The sequence below is a fragment of the Clostridium sp. JS66 genome (assembly GCF_033561535.1).
GTDB lineage: Bacteria > Bacillota > Clostridia > Clostridiales > Clostridiaceae > Clostridium_AM > Clostridium_AM carboxidivorans.
Map to the genome: position 1 here is coordinate 1,555,706 of NZ_CP131467.1, position 17,159 is coordinate 1,572,864.

Annotated in this window: 16 protein-coding genes; 11 read left to right on the forward strand and 5 right to left on the reverse strand. The window is 28.6% G+C overall.

Annotation, left to right across the window (positions count from 1 at the left end):
• The first annotated feature begins 4 nt into the window (after positions 1–4).
• The 7 genes from Q6H37_RS07405 to Q6H37_RS07435 all read left to right on the forward strand — a co-directional run bounded on the left by Q6H37_RS07405 (position 5) and on the right by Q6H37_RS07435 (position 6,517).
• Positions 5–1,174 (forward strand): Coenzyme F420 hydrogenase/dehydrogenase, beta subunit C-terminal domain, encoded by a 1,170-nt coding sequence (locus Q6H37_RS07405; protein WP_318740516.1) that lies wholly within the window; start codon positions 5–7, stop codon positions 1,172–1,174.
• Between the two features lie 136 nt (positions 1,175–1,310).
• Positions 1,311–2,552 (forward strand): nucleotidyltransferase family protein, encoded by a 1,242-nt coding sequence (locus Q6H37_RS07410; protein WP_318740518.1) that lies wholly within the window; start codon positions 1,311–1,313, stop codon positions 2,550–2,552.
• A 100-nt stretch (positions 2,553–2,652) separates the two neighbouring features.
• Entirely contained in the window at positions 2,653–2,943 is a 291-nt protein-coding gene (locus Q6H37_RS07415; protein WP_318740520.1) for a lasso peptide biosynthesis PqqD family chaperone, read from the forward strand.
• Positions 2,918–3,382, forward strand: coding sequence for a lasso peptide biosynthesis B2 protein (locus Q6H37_RS07420; RefSeq protein WP_318740522.1), 465 nt, complete (start codon positions 2,918–2,920; stop codon positions 3,380–3,382). The genes Q6H37_RS07415 and Q6H37_RS07420 overlap by 26 nt, the downstream gene beginning before the upstream one ends.
• Positions 3,383–3,392: 10 nt before the next feature.
• Entirely contained in the window at positions 3,393–5,336 is a 1,944-nt protein-coding gene (locus tag Q6H37_RS07425) for an asparagine synthase-related protein (RefSeq protein WP_318740526.1), read from the forward strand.
• A gap of 15 nt (positions 5,337–5,351) precedes the next feature.
• On the forward strand, positions 5,352–5,513 hold the full coding sequence (locus tag Q6H37_RS07430) for a hypothetical protein (RefSeq protein WP_318740528.1): 162 nt from the start codon (positions 5,352–5,354) through the stop codon (positions 5,511–5,513).
• Between the two features lie 44 nt (positions 5,514–5,557).
• Positions 5,558–6,517 (forward strand): hypothetical protein, encoded by a 960-nt coding sequence (locus Q6H37_RS07435; protein WP_318740530.1) that lies wholly within the window; start codon positions 5,558–5,560, stop codon positions 6,515–6,517.
• An 8-nt stretch (positions 6,518–6,525) separates the two neighbouring features.
• On the opposite strand, the gene Q6H37_RS07440 is transcribed toward Q6H37_RS07435, so the two are convergent.
• Positions 6,526–8,187, reverse strand: a complete 1,662-nt coding sequence (locus Q6H37_RS07440; RefSeq protein ID WP_318740532.1) for an ABC transporter ATP-binding protein — start codon at positions 8,185–8,187, stop codon at positions 6,526–6,528.
• A gap of 206 nt (positions 8,188–8,393) precedes the next feature.
• Here Q6H37_RS07440 and Q6H37_RS07445 point away from each other — a divergent pair, with 206 nt between their 5' ends.
• Both Q6H37_RS07445 and Q6H37_RS07450 read left to right on the forward strand, forming a co-directional pair.
• A complete protein-coding gene (locus tag Q6H37_RS07445; RefSeq protein ID WP_318740534.1) occupies positions 8,394–9,356 on the forward strand; it encodes an LCP family protein in 963 nt (320 codons plus the stop codon).
• 331 nt (positions 9,357–9,687) lie between these two features.
• Complete coding sequence (locus Q6H37_RS07450; protein WP_007060463.1) at positions 9,688–10,518, forward strand: YitT family protein; 831 nt, start codon at positions 9,688–9,690, stop codon at positions 10,516–10,518.
• A 63-nt stretch (positions 10,519–10,581) separates the two neighbouring features.
• On the opposite strand, the gene Q6H37_RS07455 is transcribed toward Q6H37_RS07450, so the two are convergent.
• From Q6H37_RS07455 to Q6H37_RS07470, 4 genes are all read right to left on the reverse strand, one after another.
• Entirely contained in the window at positions 10,582–10,980 is a 399-nt protein-coding gene (locus tag Q6H37_RS07455) for a GerW family sporulation protein (protein WP_318740537.1), read from the reverse strand.
• 64 nt (positions 10,981–11,044) lie between these two features.
• Entirely contained in the window at positions 11,045–11,701 is a 657-nt protein-coding gene (locus Q6H37_RS07460) for a DUF2953 domain-containing protein (protein ID WP_318740538.1), read from the reverse strand.
• Between the two features lie 25 nt (positions 11,702–11,726).
• Positions 11,727–12,185: a zf-HC2 domain-containing protein gene (locus Q6H37_RS07465; protein ID WP_318740539.1), complete on the reverse strand. Its 459-nt coding sequence runs from the start codon at positions 12,183–12,185 to the stop codon at positions 11,727–11,729.
• A gap of 3 nt (positions 12,186–12,188) precedes the next feature.
• Positions 12,189–12,752 (reverse strand): RNA polymerase sigma factor, encoded by a 564-nt coding sequence (locus Q6H37_RS07470; protein WP_318740541.1) that lies wholly within the window; start codon positions 12,750–12,752, stop codon positions 12,189–12,191.
• A 216-nt stretch (positions 12,753–12,968) separates the two neighbouring features.
• On the opposite strand from Q6H37_RS07470, the gene Q6H37_RS07475 reads away from it, so the two are divergent.
• Together Q6H37_RS07475 and Q6H37_RS07480 are read left to right on the forward strand one after the other, a co-directional pair.
• Positions 12,969–15,452, forward strand: coding sequence for an MBL fold metallo-hydrolase (locus Q6H37_RS07475; protein ID WP_318740543.1), 2,484 nt, complete (start codon positions 12,969–12,971; stop codon positions 15,450–15,452).
• A gap of 265 nt (positions 15,453–15,717) precedes the next feature.
• Positions 15,718–17,091, forward strand: coding sequence for an amino acid permease (locus Q6H37_RS07480; protein ID WP_318740545.1), 1,374 nt, complete (start codon positions 15,718–15,720; stop codon positions 17,089–17,091).
• The last annotated feature ends 68 nt before the right edge of the window (positions 17,092–17,159 follow it).

Here is a 17,159-nt window from a genome sequence, read left to right on the forward strand (position 1 = left end):
AGATATGATAGAAATAAAAAGCAAAAAATTATGTACTGGTTGTTCTGCTTGTGCCAATATCTGCCCGAATCATACAATTATAATGGAAACCGATAATGAAGGCTTTTTATATCCTAAAGTGGATAAAGAAAATTGCGTAAAATGTGGGTTATGTGAAAAAGTATGTCATATTTTACATACCAGTAAATTGTTCAATAATCCTATTGCATATGCTGGTTATAATAAGGATGAAAGGATTCGCATGGAAAGTTCTTCAGGTGGTATCTTTACTTTAATTGCAGAACATATTATTGATAAATGTGGAGTTGTGTTTGGTGCAGCATTTGATGAGCACTTTAATGTAGAACATATTGTTGTGGACAATAAAAAAGACTTAGCTAAATTACGTGCTTCAAAATATGTACAAAGTAAAATAGGGTACACATATAGTCAAGCTAAAGATTTCTTGGAACAAAATCGATTAGTACTTTTCACAGGTACTCCATGTCAAGTAGCAGGATTAAAATCGTATTTAGGAAAAGACTATGATAATTTAATTTGTCAAGATGTTATTTGTCATGGAGTTCCTAGTCCTATTGTATGGAAGAAGTATATGATATTTAGAGAAAAGAAAGCCTCTTCTCCAATAAAATTTATTTCATTCAGAAACAAGACAAAAGGTTGGATGAACTTCTCTTTGTTTATAATGCATGAAAATGGTAGTAAATACATTAGTACAATTAATAAAGATATGTACCTAGTAGGGTTTAATAAAAATTTGTATTTAAGACCTTCTTGTTATGAATGTTACTATAAAACGGAACAAAGACAAGCAGATATAACTTTAGCGGATTTTTGGGGTATACAAAATTTGATGCCTGAAATAAATGATGATAAAGGTATTTCATTATTATTAATTCATTCATCAAAAGGAAAAATTGTTTTAGACAAAGTTAAAAATAAATTAGTATATAAACAAGTTGAATTTAAAAGTGCTATAAAATATAATCCTGCTATGGTAAATTCTATGCAAACTAATAAAAATAGAGATAAGTTTTACGAAGAACTAAATGCTGTTGATTTTGATAAACTTATGAAAAAATACTGTACAGAAAAATTGTCTGTAAGAACGAAAAAGAAAACTAAGTTTTTAATTAAAAAGGTAGTACGAAGAATAGGCTTACTGATCGAGTAAATTTCCTATTTATTAAGCATTGAATTTATTTATGCTTTACAGTTTGAAAAAAGAAATTCACCTCAATGAACATATTAGGTGCAATCAATAATGAAATAACAATTGAGATGAATACTATATATTAGGAGATATAAGTATGAATATGAATAGTAATCAAGAAACAGTAGTATATCTTTTATGTTCATCAATACGTAGGAAAAAAGTTAATAACAATAATATACATAATGTTAATTGGAGAATAATTTTTGAAATGTCAAAAGAACAAGATATATATACACTTTTATATCCTGTAATAAAAAACCTTCATTATGATATAAAACCAGCATATGAAATTATGGATGAATGGAAAAAAAGAACTATTTTAGCTTCACTAAATCAGGTGAAAAATACAAATAAAATGAGCTTTGTATTAAAAGTATTTAATGAGGCTGAAATACCAGTAATAGCATTAAAGGGATTAGCACTTAGAAAACTTTATCCAGTAGAAGAACTTAGAACTATGTCTGATTCAGATATACTTATACATGTTGGAGATTTAGATAAAGCAAAAAAAATTCTCCTTAATAGTGGGTATTTCGAAGATCATAGAGATTTAAAACATGCAATATTTTTACACAAACAATATAATCCTATTGAACTTCATTGGTTGCTAGTAGATACAGATTGCTTTAAGAATGCTAATTATTTAGAAGAGGATATATGGAAAAATACAGAGATTAGTAATATATGTGGTACAACTATATTGGTCCCTTCTATTGAAAATCAAATGGTACATTTATGTTTACATATGGCAGTACATTTTGTTTCTTCAGGATTTGGGCTTAGGCAACTTTCAGATCTTGTGCTTTTAGTTGAATCAAAGAGAAACGAAATAAATTGGAATAGCTTTTATGAAAAAATTAAAAAGTGCAAAATTGAAAGTTTTGTTATTGCTATATTTGAAGTTTGCAGAAGGCTATTTGCTATGGTTGTGCCAGACATACTATACAATAAGGAATTAGAAAATAGCCAATATATAGATATGATTATAGATAATGTTTTTTCTAAAGGAGTTTATGGAGGAATTTTTGGAAAAGCAAATTTATATCCACTAAATGAAAATTTATTATCTTATTATAGAAACAAAGATCAATCTAATAGTTTTATGAGAAAATTAAAATATATATTAGTATTTTTTTTCCCCAAGCATCATAATCTTGGAAAAAGATATAATTATGTACAAAAATACCCTATGCTTATACCAATAGCTTGGTTACACCGTATGATATACGGTATCATACGCAAGGATTATAATATTGAACAAAAAAAACTTATTCTATTACCAGAATCAGAATTTTTGAGAAAGCGAGATAACTTATTTAAATGGTTAAATCTATAAATAAGGTCTTAAAAATGTAAATTTATTATCATATAATTTAAAATATAATAATATTTATATAGTATAGGAAAAATATTCTATACAAAGGGGAAATGATTATATGAAAATAGATAAGATGATTAGTTTTGATACAATTGTTGTCCAAAAAGTGGGTTTAGATGCAACTGATATAGATGGAGAAATAGTTATGATGGATATTGATAAAGGTAAATACTATGGATTTAATAGTGTTGGAAGTAGAATTTGGGAATTAATCAAAAATCCTATTGCTATAAAAGAAATAAAGTCAGCTTTATTAAAGGAATACAATGTAGACACAAAGACTTGTGAAGAAGCTGTACTTACATTTTTAAATAGGCTGAATGATGAAGAACTTATATCTGTTAGTTAAAAAATTCTATAAGTTTTTTAAAATTCCTTGTAAGGATAAAATATTATTATTTCAAGCCTTTTTTCTTACTGGACTAATACGGTTTGCAATTTTAATTATAGCTTTTAGTACGTTAACTAAGCTTGCAGGTAAATATAAAGAAGAATCACCAAAATACCTAAGTGATATGGATAGATTTACAGCTAAAAGAGTTAGTTGGGCTGTTAATATAATAAGTAGAAACACACCCTGGGAAAGCAAATGTCTTGTTAAGGCACTTACTGCACAAGTATTACTAAAACAAAAAAGGATAAGCAGTACTTTGTACTTAGGTGTAGCAAAAGACAAGGAAAATAAACTTATAGCTCATGCTTGGCTTCGAAGTGGTAAAGATATCATTACCGGAGGGGATGAAAAAATATTATTTACTAAAGTGGCAAAGTTTGCGACTAATGATTAGAGGTGGAACAATGAGCGCTATATGTGGAATATATAACTTAATTGGGGGAAAAGTTCTAGAACAAATAAATTCAGCAATGATGGAAAAGTTGAAAGCTTATCCTAATGATTTTTCAGGAACCTGGGAGAAGAATCAAGTGTTTTTAGGAAGTGTTATTAAATATATTACACCTGAAAGTAGTTTAGAGAAGCTACCTTACTTTCAATCAGAAAATGGTTTAGTTATAAATGCTGATGCTATTATTGATAATCGTAGAGAACTCTTATCACTATTTAATATACCTGTAACAGAATGGTGCCAAATACCTGACAGCAGGCTCATATTATTAGCATACATTAAATGGGGAGAAGAGTGTCCTAAGCATTTGGTTGGAGATTTTGCATTTGTTATCTGGAATGAGAAAACAAAGGAAATGTTTTGTGCTCGTGATCATGTTGGCAAAAGAACATTTTATTATTATAACAGCACAGAAGTATTTGCTTTTTGTACTGTTATGAAGCCGCTACTTATTATTAAAGAAAATCCTAATGAGCTAAATGATGCATGGATTGCAGACTTTTTGGCATTACAGGGTCCCATTCATGAGGTTGATTGCAATCATACTATATATAAGAATATTTTTCAGCTGCCTCCAGCACATACACTTAAGATAAATCCTAGAGGCATTGTTATAAGAAAGTATTGGAATCCTTTAGATGTTCCAAAACTTCACCTTAAATCAGATGAGGACTACGAGGAGGCTTTTAGAGAAGTTTTTTTCGAAGCAGTAAATTGCCGACTTCACAGCGTTGGATCAGTAGGAATTATGCTTAGTGGAGGGCTAGATTCAGGATCTATAGCTAGTATTGCAGCATTGAAGTTAGAAGAGGAAGGAAAGAGACTAAAAGCGTTTACTTCCATACCTATCTCAGATTATAAGGATTGGCTGCCTAAAACTGCTATTGCAGATGAAAGAGATTATATTAAAGCTTATATGGAAGAACATAGAAATATAGATGTAACATATTGCAATTGTGAGGGATTAAATTCAGTTAATTGTATTGATGAATTGATAGATATTTTGGAACAGCCATATAAATTTGTACAAAATTCCTTTTGGTTAAATGATATAGCTTTAAAGGCTGCTCAAAGCAAGTGTACAGTACTTCTTGATGGTCAATCAGGAAATTATACTATATCTTTTGGAAACATTACTAGTTATTTAATGACTTTATATAGAAAAGGAAAGTTGATTTCAGCATTAAGGGAAATTAGGGACTATAGTAAATTTTATAATCGTACATATAGTAGTGTATTTAAATATTTTTTAAAAATTGTTCTACCAGATTGTATAAAAAGTATTTATCATAAGATAAATGCCATAGATGAAAAAAATGAATTACAAGTACCAGTAAACTCTGAATATGCATCAAAGTGGAATGTAAATGATAGATTAAAAAAGGTAGGATTGGGACCATATTTAAAAAATAATTTAGATATACAAGAGGTTCATCGTTTTTTAGCAAATTCAGTTTTATTTTCACATGCTGGTGCAATAGAGACGAAATTATCCTTAAAGTATGGTATAGCAAAACGTGATCCTACTAGAGATAAACGTATTATTGAATTTTGCATGAGTCTTCCTGGAGAACAATTTGTTAACAAAGGCAAAGAAAGAAGTTTAATACGTAGAGCTATGAAAGGTATTTTACCAGATAAAATAAGATTAAACTATACTTCAAGAGGATGTCAAAGTGCTGATTGGATACAACGATTATTGCCTGATTGGCCTAATATAAAAAGAGAGCTTCAATATATAATTAAATGCAAAACGTTTGAGAAATATCTTGATACTGATAAGCTACAAAAAGTTTTAAATGATATAGGAGATCATCCCAAAGATGATAGTTATGAATGTATTCAAATGATAATAATCAGTATAATTTTTGGAAGATTTATAAAATTAGTATGCTAAATGGGAGGTGATTATATGAAAGAATGGAAGAATCCAGAATTGTGGACATTATGTGCAAAATATACTGAAGCAGGAGGAAATGGTGGTGCTGGTGATGGAGTTCATTACGATATTAATGGTTACGTTCTTATAGGAACTAGTGGACCAGCATTACCATTGCCTAGAGGTAAAAAATAACACATTATAATTTTTAAATTTATATACTTAAATGGAGAGTTAAAATGATGAAGAAAAATTCATCTAAAATTAAAAGAATATACACAGTCTTTGGATTAAAAATATCATCAGAAATACCTATTTCAGAACTTTTACCTAGTGAAGGTGATGAAGATATAAAAATTATATTAGGCAAAGTTCCTTCGAAGATTGATCATATTATTATAAAAGCGGACGACTACCAGATGTCAAAAACAGAATTTTTATTTTCTGTGGAAAATGTTGGACGTTATTATATAAAGGATGGTAAATTGATTTTAATCGAACCATATGAAAAAGCAGATAGTAAATCTATCAATGTATATCTTATGGGAACCGCATTTGGTGTTGTTTTACTGCAGAGAGGTATGGTGCCAATACATGGAAGCTCCGTTATAATTAATGATCAATGTGTTATTTTTACTGGAGATTGTGGTGCTGGGAAGTCTACCCTATGTTCTGCCTTTAGAAAAAATGAATATGAGTTCTTATCTGATGATATTTCTGTAATTACTTTAAATGAAGAAGGTATTCCAATGGTTCAACCTGCATTTCCACAACAAAGGTTATGTAGTGATTCTGCAAGGATGATGGGATATGATATTGCAAGTCTTTCATTAGCTTCTAATACTGACCATAAGTATGTTATATCAGATCCTAATAATTTTAAATCAGAGCCTATGCCTCTTGTAGCAATATTTGAACTCTGCCCTAAACAGGATTGTACTATAGGAATTAGAAAGTTAGAAGGAACAGATAAACTGTGGAATATTATTAAGAATATTTATTATTCAACTATACTTTTAAGATTAGGAATTAACGTAGATTACTTTAAGCAGTGTATTGATATTGTAAAGATTATACCATTTTATTATATAGTAAGGCCAGAAGATAAATACACTGTAAAGGAGCAAATTGAAATTGTGAAAAAAACTTTAGATATACTTTTGAAGGAAAGAAAATTGAGAAAAACTAGTACAGCTTAAAGGCCATACTAGTTTTTCTCAATTTCTACTAAATGACAGTTATCAATTTTGAATATTCTTTGGCATATTCTTAATGCAGTTGGTCTATGAGTTATGATTATGCAGGTACGTTTATTATGTAAACTTTGAATTGTTTTAATTATTTTTGTTTCTGTTTCTATGTCAAGAGCGGAGGTTGCCTCATCAAATATTAATATTGGAGACTTATGAATTAGAGCTCGTGCAATGGCTATACGCTGAGCCTGACCTTCTGATAATCCTACACCTCTTTCACCTACTTCTGTGTATATTCCATTAGGTAAATCCTTAATAAAATCCCAAGCGCAAGCAACTTTAGTAGCCTCTTTAATATCTTCATCTGTAGCTTCTGAATACCCACAACGAAGGTTATCTGCTATTGTACCAGAGAAAAGAGTATTACCTTGTGGTACATAAGATATAAGTCTTCTACTTAAGGCACTGACTTCATATTCATTGTTATTAGCAATTATAAAAATATGACCACTTTCAGGATTTAATAATGAAAGTACTAAACGAATAAGTGTTGTTTTTCCTTGCCCTGAAGGACCAACAAGAGCTATTATTTCTCCTGGATTAATATTAGTAGAAGCATCTTTAATTACAGGTAAATTTTTATCATAAGAGAAACTAACGTTATCAAACTTAATGCCAGCAGAATTTAGATCAATATCTATAGGTTTGATGGAATCAAGGCTTAGTTTTTCAAAATCTAAAATTCTCTCACTTGAAGCAATTGCATATATCATTTCTGGCAATGATGAAGCAATTCTTGAAAAAGGGCTTTGAATACTTGCTACTAATTGAAGCATGGCTGTAAGGGTTCCTAATGTTGCAATGCCTTTATATATATTCATAGATCCAATACTGAATGTTATCAAAGTACCTATACAGTAACCTAAGTAAAGAGTACTATTTGTAAATACACTCATGTTGTTTCGTTTCAGAGATAAATTTAATTTGGATTTTTGCATATCACTAAATTTTTTAGTACTTATATCTTCAAGGCAAAAGCTTTTAATAACTATAATGTTTTGTATAGATTCATTTAAAAATGATCTATATGTAGACTCTAGTTCTTGAATCTTTAAATATATTTTTTTAAGCTTTTTGCTAAATATACGACTAAGTAAAAGAGGAAAAGGAGAAATTATAAGAATTAAAATAGGGAGTGTTTTATCGTAAAATAGCAATGTTATAAAAGATGCTATTAACATTATTGAAAGTTCTATTATGCTTGGAAGTTGGTTAACCAACAAATTAGTTATAGCATCTATATCAGTGGTCATTCGAGTTAAAATATCTCCACTGTGGTATTTAGAGTAATCGTACCAACTTGTTCGCATAAGACGAGAATAAAACTTTTTTTGTATAGAATTAGAAATTTTAATATAGCAGCGTGTTGATAACGCAGAACTGGCTGCACGAATGGCTACGTCACCAAGTATAAGTACAGCAAGTATGATGAATGAAAAAGTCATTAGATTAAACTGCTTATCTGTTGCAGAATCAATTAATTGTTTGGTAACAATAGCTCTATAAACATTACATAATGAAACTGTTCCGCTGAAAATTATAATTAGTGTTAATGAAAAAGCAGAACCTTTAGTTTGTGACAGTATCCACTTTAACTTAATGAAAAAGTTTTTCATACTAAACCCCCCTCTAATATGGTATATCTATGACATGAAATTTTTGTAAAATGCATATACATAATATTATTTTACAATTATTGTAAAATAAGTTCAACTTGTTTCTATTAACATAAAAGAAGACTATAAATAAAACTTATTTATAGCAATTTTTATAAGTTTGTTTACATATAATAGAATTAACAATATTAAAAGCAGGTTGTTTTATGAAAAAAACTAGTAAAATTGTATTGATTACTATAACTCTTTTAATTGTGACAGTTGGAATTATTATTTTATGTTTTAATAGTCAATTAAACAAAGTAAAGAAAGCAGAAATACCAAAAGCTAATTCAGAATTAAATATAAAAAATAATGCAACTAAAAAGGATGATGAAATTATAAATATAGCTATTTTTGGGATTGATAGAAGGTATAAGGATGAAGCATCACGTTCTGATGCGCTTATGATTTTGACTCTTGACAAAAAACACAAAAATATAAAAATATCTTCTATTATGAGGGATTCTTATGTTAATATCGATGGTTATGGAATGACTAAAATAAATCATGCATATGCTTATGGAGGACCAATAGTATCAATTAAAACTTTAAATAAAAATTTTGATTTAAATATAAAAGATTATATCACTATAGATTTTTGGGGATTTGAAAAAATAATTGATAGTATTGGTGGTGTAGATATAAATATAACTCCAGAAGAATCAAAATATATTATTAACAATACAAATATTGAAAATAGAAATGTATCAATACATACTGCTGTTAATGCTGGAATTCAAAAATTAAATGGTAAACAAGCATTGGATTATGCAAGAATAAGACATACTTCTGGTGGAGATTTTGAAAGAACTCAAAGAGAAAGAACAGTATTAATTGCTGTGTTAAATAAAATTAAGAAAATGCCTTCTAGAAGTGTGGTAAATATAGTTTCTGAGATTCTTCCTTATACAGAAACAAGTATGTCAAATACTGATATATTAAAGATGATAACATCTGTGTATACATTAGGTATTAAAAATATAGGAGAGCAAAGGTTTCCTCTAGATGGTTATTGTTATGGAAAAATGATAGATAATGTTTGGTATTTAATATTTGATTTAAATGCTACTAAAAATCAAATGCACCAATATATATTTGAAGATATTAAACCTAGTGCTGTCAAATAAAATTTTTATGATATTACTTAAAATATTAGCTCTAAATTTAGATGCTACTTAAAATAATATATTGAGTTTAAATATTACTTAAAATAGTACCTGAAATTTAAAATAATACCTTTAAATTCATTGACAAATTTAAAGCGCAGTGTATAATAAATTATGGTATGATATTATTGTAATTTGAAAAATTTAATATGTAAGCGAAATGAAGATGATTAGTATTAATTTTAATGTATGATTAATACTGGAAAGTTCGGCCTTTCATCCTAATGTAGGATGGGAGGTTTTTATGTTGTATGATTTAGAACTTATATTTATTTAAGAAAGGTGGATGGGTATGAAAAACAAGTTGATTGACCTAGGGGTTATTGTATTTGCAATTTTTTTATTTTCCTTTGCATTAAATGCATTTTTTTCTCCTTATCATATTGTTCCAGGAGGAGTAACAGGATTAGCCATTGTACTTGAAAGTGTGACTCATGTGAAAAAGTCAATAATAATAGGAATATTTAATGTACCTATTTTTTTGATGGGATTATATATATTGGGTAAAAAGTTTGTTATTAATACAGTACTTGGAGCTTTTCTAGTTCCAATTTTTGTTGAATTGACTAGTGGAGTTGGTCCATTCACAAAGGATATATTTTTAGCAACAGTATTAGGTGGTGTTATGACAGGACTTGCATTAGGAATGCTGCTAAGTAAACAAGCTTCTGTAGGAGGAACAGATACAGTAGCTAAGATGATATCTAAATTTATACACAAGCCTGTAGGTAAAGTTATGATGTGTATTGATTTATCTATTGTTTGTTTAACTGTTTATGTATTTGGAATAGAAAAAGCATTATATGGTGTTGTGACGGTTTACATAATAGGAAGAGTTGTTGATATGTATATTAAAGGATTTAAAGACTCAAAATCAGTTTATGTAATATCTGATAATATTGAAAAAATTAATGAACTGATTTTAACAGAAATGAATGGAAGAACTACTAAGCTAGAAGCAAGAGGCGGATATACAGATGACCAAAAAGTAATATTAATGTGTGTAATTACTAGTAAGGAGATAATTAAATTAAAGCAAATTGTAAAAGAAGTGGACAATAATGCTTTAGTTTTAGTTCAAGATTCCTATGAGGTTTATGGAAAGGGATTTAGTCTTACTTAGATATTTATTTTTTATAAAAAGAGGTATATAGATTTGAACTTGTACAAATCTATATACCTTTTTTTACTCTTCTTCAGATTTTTTTTCAGTACTTTCAGTACTATTATTTTTTTTATCTTTTTTAAACTTTGATACTATACCAGGCACCATTTCTAAAAGACTTTCAACATTATTTTTGTTATTTACAGGAAGCATGGTAACAGAATCATTTTTTATTACAACCATAGCATTAGGAGTTACTTTAGCGCCAACTCCAAGACCGCCGCCAGAACCATTATTTCCTTTATCATCAGTGCCACCACCGTAACCAGTACCGCATCCAAAGCTTACAGATATAATAGGAATTAAAGTAGTTTCTCCAATAATAATAGGCTCTCCAACAACAGTTTCAGTTTTTAAAAAGTTTTGTAATTTATTAAATAACACCTCTAAATTTTCTGGAATAGATGAACCATTTGCCATAATTAAAATCCTCCTAAATTTGTTCAATTTTTTATTACAATAACTAATACACATAAAGTATTAATTAAGTTTCACTAGTTTTAGATTTTTTTAGTAAAATTTTTCTAACATCCTTTTTTAATATAAATTTTAAAGTTCTAAAAACCGTTAAAAATAAAAATATTTTTCCACACATGCTAGCTTTTATATCTATAACATCATCACCAAAGACAGGATTTAAGTTTATATGGCTGTGAGGAATTACTTGTGCAATTATTGGGATAAAACCAGATAATAATCCCGTGATACACGGATCATCAAAACCATAAACACCATTTATTTTTACTTCATCAGGTTTTATTATTTTTAACATATCTTTAAAGTAAGAAAGCACACAGCTTATAAATTTTTTTTCTAAGAAGTTTTTAATGCTAGTTGCTTTCGTCTTTTTTGATTTCTTATTATCATGTTCCACTTCTTTATCTTCTGAATGTTCACTTTCGGAAATTGTATAAATAGCTTTGCTGCCTATGCAAAGGGTTATTTTAAAATTTTCTTCCTGTAAAACTTTGATTTTAAATAAGTTAAACAGCCATAATATAGTTCCTTCAAAATTTGAACTATCATTAATGTTATAATACAAATTGTATTTAAACGGAATAAATAACAATAACGCTAGTATAAAAAGTATAATACATAACAATATTCCAAGTACCTTTAAAAATGTAATGAGTATAAACACTTAAATACACCTCATTTTACAAAAATTAACTTGCGTTAAATAGTTTGAAAAGCTTTATTTTTTTAATTTTTTTAGTTATAGATTTCTTTATTGGTTTTTCTATAAATTTTATAGATTTGGTTATACTTTTATGAATAAATTTATTAAATGGATTCTTCTTATAAAGCTTTCTTGAATTTTTTATATTTCCTTTGAAATTTCTATAAACTCTATAGTCATTTTGAATTTTTAATTTTAAATCATTTTCTTCAATTTGTGATATACAATTTTCTGCTATCAATTCAGAAATTGTGCTCAACCTTTCTGGAAAAACTAAATCATCATCCATAGTACTCAGGTTTTTATCTATGTCATATATAAGTTCTAAAGCTTTAGTACATTCATCACAATATTTTAGATGTTCATCTACAAATATTTTTTCCAGAGGATCTATGGTGTTATCTGCATAAGCATAAAGAAACTTTTTATCAAGTTTGCAACTCATTTTTTATTCCTCCCGAATATTTTCTAGTTTCTTTTTAAGTAAAGCTTTTGCTCTATAAAGATCTGTTTTTATAGTGCCAAGAGGTTTACATATCAATTCAGAAATTTCATTATAACTTAAGTTTTCATAGTATCTTAATATTATAACTAATCTATAGTTTTCTGGCAAAGCTTTAAGATTTTCCTTTATAATTCGCTTTAAATCCATTTTTTCAATTTCATGTTCAACATTGAAATCAGAAGCTATGGTATCCTCTAAAGTGGAATCTTCATTTAACTCTCCATTTAAAGATACTACATTGGATTTAACAGTTCTTTTGAAATTTAAACAAATATTTACGGAAAGCTTTCTCACCCAGGGATGAAAAGGCATATCATCATTAAATTTGTTTATGTTGTTAAATATTTTTATATAAATTTCCTGAACTAAATCAAGAGCATCCTGCTGGTTTTGACAATAGCTGTAGCATAATCTATACAAATATTTTTCGTATATTTTAAACAATTCCATGAGAGCAGGCTTGTCATATTTTTTACATCTCAATATTAATTTCTTATCTATGTCCAATATGGTTCCTCCTCTAATAGAACTTATTAAATACAGACTAAACACAGAAATGTATTCCATTATTATGTTATTTTTAAATAAAGTACTTATAATTCCATGCATAATACTATATACACATATATTAACAATAAAGTTTCAAAAAAAGTAGTTTTTTTATTTACTTTCTCAAAAAATAAATTTGGGATATAATATGAATGTTAGAAAGTAGGTGTAATCATGAAAATTTCATTTCTAGGAGGAGCACATGAAGTTGGGGGAAGCTGCATACTCCTAAAAATTTATAATAAAAATATACTTTTAGATTGTGGAATAAGGCAAGGTGCATCTAAAGATCCTCTTCCAGATTTCAGAACTATTCAGGAACAAGGAGGAGTTGATGCAATAATTATAAGTCATGCTCATATGGATCACATAGGATCATTGCCAATAATAAGCAAGGAATATCCTGGTGCTAAAATATATGCAAATAATATGACAAAGGATTTAATGAAGGTTCTTTTGTATGATAGTTTGAAAATAATGAACAATAGAGAAGCAGAAATTCCTCTTTATGCAGAAGTAGATGTTGAAAATATGTTAAATAGGATATTTACTATAAATTATATGGTGGAATTTCCTATATTTGAAGATATAAAGATAACTTTTTATACAGCAGGTCATATAGCAGGTGCTTCTTGTGTGTATATTACTACACCAGAAGGCTCTTTATTTTATTCTGGAGATTTTTCAGTATTTTCACAGAAAACAGTAGAGGGCTTAAAGGTTCCAAAACTTAGACCAGATGCTGCAATTTTTGAAACTACTTATGGTGACAGGCTTCATGCTAATAGAGAAGTTGAGGAAGAAAGACTTTTACAACTTATAAATGAATGTGAAGTAAATAGAGGAAAAATGCTAATTCCAGCTTTTGCTTTGGGAAGAGCACAAGAGATTATTTTAATTATTAAGAAGGCTTTAAATAAGAAATCTATAAAAAATGTAAAGATATATGTAGATGGAATGATCAAGGATATAAATAGAGTATATAAGTTAAATCCACTTTACTTAAAAAATTCTCTTGGTAAAAAGATATTAAGAGGAATTGAGCCTTTTTATGATGATAATATAATTGCTGTGGACAAGAAAGAAATTAGGGAGAAAATATTAGAAGATAAGGAGCCTTGTATAATAATTTCAAGCTCTGGTATGCTTACAGGAGGCTACAGCCAGTATTATGCAGAAAAGATAGCTCCTATGGAAAATGGGTACATAGTTATAACTGGATATCAGGATGAAGAATCTCCAGGTAGAAAATTATTAAATTTGCTGGAGGAGGAAGAAGATAAAAAGTTAGAGTTAAATGGAAGAAGTATTCCTGTGAAATGTAAAGTGGAAAAGGTAGGACTTTCTGCTCATGGAGATAAAGGAGAAATAAAGTCACTTATAAGTTTATTAACTCCTAATAACATATTTATGGTACATGGTAATGAAGAAGTTGTAGAAAGCTTTTCTAAGGAACTTTTATCAGAAGTAAGAGGAAGGGTATATGCACCAAAATGTGGAGAATGTTATGAGGTTAATATAAAAAATCCGAGAAAACAGTGGAAAAAGCAAATGCCTCATGTTATAAAATCAAGCAGCAAATTAGATGAAAATAGTATAAAGGAATTATGGAAGTTTATACTACATAATTATGGAGAAAAATTTTTTACTGTAGAAGAGTTAATATATATATGGACCGGAAGTAATAAAATAAAAACTTTAGAAATGGATGAAATTCAAAAATTAGTAGTACAGTCTGTATATTTTGAAAATGATAACAAAAGGTTATTCTTGTTTAAATGTAAAAGTGAAGAAGTAGTACAGGAAGAATTGAAGCCAAAAGAGTTAAAGCCTAATGAGTTAAATGATTTTATAGCTGAATATTTTTCAAAATATAACTTTAAAAAAGCTGGACTTATTTATAATGAAAAGAAAGTAATATTGAGCTTTGATTTTCCTGATGTAGTAGATAGAGATATATATGAAGCCTGTATGAAATTTGAAAAACAAACAAAATGGAAGGTAGAAATAAGCGATAAAGTAAATATAAATGCATCGGACAGTTTAATATCAGAGCTTTTATATGACCTAGATATAAAAAAGATATCCTATAGGATTGAAGAAAAGAAAGCTGTGGTTATATTGAATTCTGAATGTAGTGTGGAACAAAGTAAATTAAACATTTTTAAAGAAAAAACAGGATTAGAACTTTTAGTACAAAGCTCTGGAGCAATTAAAGATTTAAGAAATGACGTAATAGAAAGTAAAAATGAAGTTAAGGCATTGGAGCAAAATCAAGCTTTAAAGATTATAGAAGAAGGTTTTGAAAAAGAAGAATTCAAACCATATAAAAAGGGAATAAAATCAAATGATAAAGGTAAGTATATAGAACTTTCATTTATATCACCTGTAATTGGAAAAAAGTATACAGAAAAAGTTAGTGAGCTTGCTAAAATTACAGGGTGGAATATGAGTATATCCAGTGCTGTAAATCAAAATGAAATAATAAAAATAGCACAGGTGCTTTGCAGAAGAGAAGGTATAATTATAAAGAAGAATCCATCTTTTAACCCTTTAAATTTAAGTATAGAGTTAAAGTTAGAGAATTTAGAAGAAGAAAAAATGAAAGTAATAAAAGAAGAATTTGAATATAAAACAGGATGTAGTCTCAAATGGTAAATAAAAAATAAAAATTGCAGCTGCATCAATGTGAGATTTATTTTCAGGATAGGTTTATACATGATATAAATAGGAAATAGGCGAATATATAAGTTCGCCTATTTTTATATAAGAAAGATTACTTTATTTAAAGAAAAAAGGGTTAATATGTTGAAAAATGCTTCATACTGACTTATATGAATGTTGTATAACTATTTGTTTTTATTTATAATTAATACATTTGTATAAATAAATTTTTTCAAGATTATCAGGAGGACTTAAATTAATGAATCTATTCAGAAAAAGATCTTTAGAGGATTTTAAACAGTCCGTTAAAAAGAGTGGTCTTAAAAAGGAATTAAAGGCTTTTGATTTAGCGGCAATTGGAATTGGATCCATAGTTGGAACGGGTATATTTGTTGCTACGGGTCAAGGAGCCCACTTGGCAGGTCCAGCTGTTACTATATCCTTTGTAATAGCAGCTATAACAAGTGCGCTTTGTGCTCTTACTTATTCAGAACTTGCAACTATTTTTCCTGTAGCAGGCAGCACATATTCATATTCATATGTTGCTTTTGGAGAAATCATAGCATGGATTATAGGATGGGATTTAATACTTGAATATCTTGTTTCAGCAGCTGCAGTTGCTTCAGGCTGGTCAGGAACTTTAGTTGGAATATTAAATGACTACGGTATACATTTACCAGCAGCAATTATAAAGTCTCCTATGTCAGGAGGACTTGTAGATTTACCAGCTGTTTTAATTACTGCTGTAGTGACATGGCTTTTGTATTTAGGTGTGTCAGAAAGTGCAAAAGTAAATGATATTATAGTTGGTGTAAAGATATTTGTAATACTTGTGTTTATAATTCTTGGAGTTACACATATAAATCCTGCACATTATCATCCTTTTGCACCTTATGGAGTTAAGGGAATAATGTCAGGAGCGGCAATTATATTTTTTGCATTTATAGGATTTGATTCAGTGTCTACAGCAGCAGAGGAAGCGGCTAATCCTAACAAGGATATTCCAATAGGATTAACAATTTGTATGATTGCAGTCATTGTATTATATATATCTGTAGCAGTTATACTTACAGGAATGGTTCCCTTTACATCCATAGATGTAAATAATGCACTTCCAGGTGCTTTATCAAGAATAGGAATAAACTGGGGGTCATCTTTAGTTGGTGTAGGGGCTGTGATTGGTATGATTTCTACTCTTCTTGTAACTTTATATGGGCAAGTTAGAATATTTATGGTTATGTCAAGGGATGGATTGCTACCACAATCATTTGCCAAAGTATCTAAAAAGCATGGAACTCCTGAATTATGTACTATAATAACGGGAATTGTAACAGCTGTTATGGCAGGTTTTTTGCCATTAGATGTAATTATGGATTTATGTAATATAGGAACTTTATTTGCTTTCATACTTGTATCTATGGGAATTGTGATTTTAAGAAAGACAATGCCTGACATTGAAAGAAAATTTAAATGTCCAGGTGTACCATATACTCCAGCATTAACCATAATTTTTTGTATTTATCTTATGGCAAGTTTACCAATGGTTACTTGGATTAGATTTGCAATTTGGTTAGTAATAGGACTTTGTATTTACTTTATTTATGGTATAAAACATAGCACATTAAACAAGTAAAAAATTAAAGTGAATTTTTCCTTATTTTGCTTACGGTGTAACATAAATTTCATTTGTTTGCCATGAAA

Excerpts from the sequence above, each read along its gene's own strand:
- Q6H37_RS07450 (WP_007060463.1), top strand. The coding sequence starts at position 9,688 with ATGAAAAACAAGTTGATTGACCTAGGGGTTATTGTATTTGCAATTTTT.
- Q6H37_RS07445 (WP_318740534.1), top strand. The coding sequence starts at position 8,394 with ATGAAAAAAACTAGTAAAATTGTATTGATTACTATAACTCTTTTAATT.
- Q6H37_RS07435 (WP_318740530.1), top strand. The coding sequence starts at position 5,558 with ATGATGAAGAAAAATTCATCTAAAATTAAAAGAATATACACAGTCTTT.
- Q6H37_RS07465 (WP_318740539.1), bottom strand. The coding sequence starts at position 12,185 with ATGAGTTGCAAACTTGATAAAAAGTTTCTTTATGCTTATGCAGATAAC.
- Q6H37_RS07440 (WP_318740532.1), bottom strand. The coding sequence starts at position 8,187 with ATGAAAAACTTTTTCATTAAGTTAAAGTGGATACTGTCACAAACTAAA.
- Q6H37_RS07415 (WP_318740520.1), top strand. The coding sequence starts at position 2,653 with ATGAAAATAGATAAGATGATTAGTTTTGATACAATTGTTGTCCAAAAA.
- Q6H37_RS07405 (WP_318740516.1), top strand. The coding sequence starts at position 5 with ATGATAGAAATAAAAAGCAAAAAATTATGTACTGGTTGTTCTGCTTGT.
- Q6H37_RS07480 (WP_318740545.1), top strand. The coding sequence starts at position 15,718 with ATGAATCTATTCAGAAAAAGATCTTTAGAGGATTTTAAACAGTCCGTT.
- Q6H37_RS07475 (WP_318740543.1), top strand. The coding sequence starts at position 12,969 with ATGAAAATTTCATTTCTAGGAGGAGCACATGAAGTTGGGGGAAGCTGC.
- Q6H37_RS07420 (WP_318740522.1), top strand. The coding sequence starts at position 2,918 with ATGAAGAACTTATATCTGTTAGTTAAAAAATTCTATAAGTTTTTTAAA.
- Q6H37_RS07410 (WP_318740518.1), top strand. The coding sequence starts at position 1,311 with ATGAATATGAATAGTAATCAAGAAACAGTAGTATATCTTTTATGTTCA.
- Q6H37_RS07425 (WP_318740526.1), top strand. The coding sequence starts at position 3,393 with ATGAGCGCTATATGTGGAATATATAACTTAATTGGGGGAAAAGTTCTA.
- Q6H37_RS07455 (WP_318740537.1), bottom strand. The coding sequence starts at position 10,980 with ATGGCAAATGGTTCATCTATTCCAGAAAATTTAGAGGTGTTATTTAAT.
- Q6H37_RS07430 (WP_318740528.1), top strand. The coding sequence starts at position 5,352 with ATGAAAGAATGGAAGAATCCAGAATTGTGGACATTATGTGCAAAATAT.